At 70.7% G+C, this 1,657-nt stretch carries 2 protein-coding genes; one reads left to right on the top strand and one right to left on the bottom strand.

The window, feature by feature from the left end:
• On the top strand, positions 1–1,378 hold a 1,378-nt coding region (locus AC1DOC_RS32760; protein ID WP_478131451.1), incomplete at its 5' end, for a PEP/pyruvate-binding domain-containing protein.
• A gap of 49 nt (positions 1,379–1,427) precedes the next feature.
• Here AC1DOC_RS32760 and AC1DOC_RS32755 read toward each other — a convergent pair.
• A partial coding sequence (locus tag AC1DOC_RS32755; RefSeq protein ID WP_478131450.1) for a TRAP transporter large permease subunit occupies positions 1,428–1,657 on the bottom strand: 230 nt, incomplete at its 5' end.

The following is a 1,657-nucleotide window of genomic DNA, read 5'->3' as shown; positions in this document are numbered from 1 at the left end:
GCCCTACATGCCGATGAACCTGGGCACGGCCACGGGGCGCGTGCGCATCGTGGACGAGGCTTCCGGCGCGAATGCATTGAACGCGCTGCTGCCGGGCGACATCGCCGTGCTGCGCCAGGTGCCGATCGGCCTGCCGCCCGTGGCCGGCGTGCTGACCGAGCGGCCGTCCACGGCGCTCTCGCACGTCAACCTGCTCGCCAAGGGCTGGGGCATTCCCAACGCCTATGTGCGCGATGCCGCGGCCGTGCTGCGCGAGCACGCAGGGCAGTGGGTGGCGCTCAAGGTGGCGGCCTCGGGCTACCAGGTGCGCCGCCTCACGGCGGAAGAAATTGCCGCGCTGCCGCCGCGCGCAGCACGTGCGGCGGCCACCGGCGCACTGCCAGGCAGCGGCAAGGCCGCGAAGCCGGACCTGCGTGAAACCCGCCTGCTGCCGCTCGCGTCATTGCGCGCCCGCAACAGCGCGCAGTGCGGCGCCAAGGCCGCCAATCTCGGCGCCGTGCTGGCCGCGCGCATTCCAGGCACGACCGTGCCCGACGGCTTCTGCATTCCCTTTGCGCACTACGACCGCTTCATGCACGCGAACGGCCTGGCCGAGCGCATCGCGCGCATGCAGCAGCAGCCCGGCTTCGCGGGCGATCCGCAGGTCCGGCAGAAGGCGCTGGCGCAGTTGCAGGGCGAGATCGCGCAGTGGCCCGTCGATGCGGCCGATGCGGCGGCGTGGCGCGCCGCATGGCAGGCGCAGCTCGGCGGTGGCGGCGTGTTCGTGCGCAGCTCGTCCAACTCGGAAGACCTGCCGGGCTTCAGCGGCGCGGGGCTCTACACCACAGTGCCCAACGTCAAGACCGGCGACGCGCTCGAACTCGCGGTGAAGAAGGTCTGGGCCTCGGTGTTCAACCCCGAGGCCTGGGAGGCGCGCAGCGCCGCGGGCTTCGGCGCCGAGTCGGTGCTGATGGGCGTGTTCGTGCAGACGRCCATTGATGCCACCAGCGCCGGCGTGATGATCACGCGCGACCCCTTCGACGCCGGCCACCCGCACGTCACCTACATCTCGGCCAAGCGCGGCATCGGCATCCGCGTGGTGGAGGGGCGGCGCGTGGCCGAGCAGGTGATGTACTCGAGCTGGTCCAAGGCGATCCAGGTGCTGAGCCGCTCGGCCGAAGAAACCGCGCTGCAGCTGGACAAGGACGGCGGCGTGAAGGAAGTACCGGTGGAGGCCGGCCGCCACGTGCTGACCGACGATCTGGTGGTGCGGCTGGCCACCGTGGGGGCGGCGGTGAAGCGTGCGTTCAACGGCGTCGACCAGGACATCGAATGGGCCACCGTGGGCGAGCGCATCGTGCTGCTGCAGGCGCGGCCGTACGTGGAGCGGCGGCGCTGAGCGCCGGCCTTCGCCGGCCGGTTCCGCTCACAGTGCTGCCAGCGGCGCTTCATCCATACAGGTACTGCGGCAGCCACAGCGTCAGCCCCGGCCAGATGTACATGAACACCATGCACAGGATCACGATCAGCATGTAGGGCATCATCCCCGCGAAGATCTGGTTGAGCGTCACGTGCGGCGGCGACACGCCCTTCAGGTAGAAGGCCGACATCGCCACCGGCGGCGACAGGAACGCCGCCTGCAGGTTCACGAACACCAGCACGCCGAACAGCAGCGGGT

This window comes from Variovorax sp. 01T439_2 (genome assembly GCF_056398445.1).
Note: the sequence above shows the minus strand (reverse complement) of the source record. Positions and strands in the feature narration are given on the sequence as shown.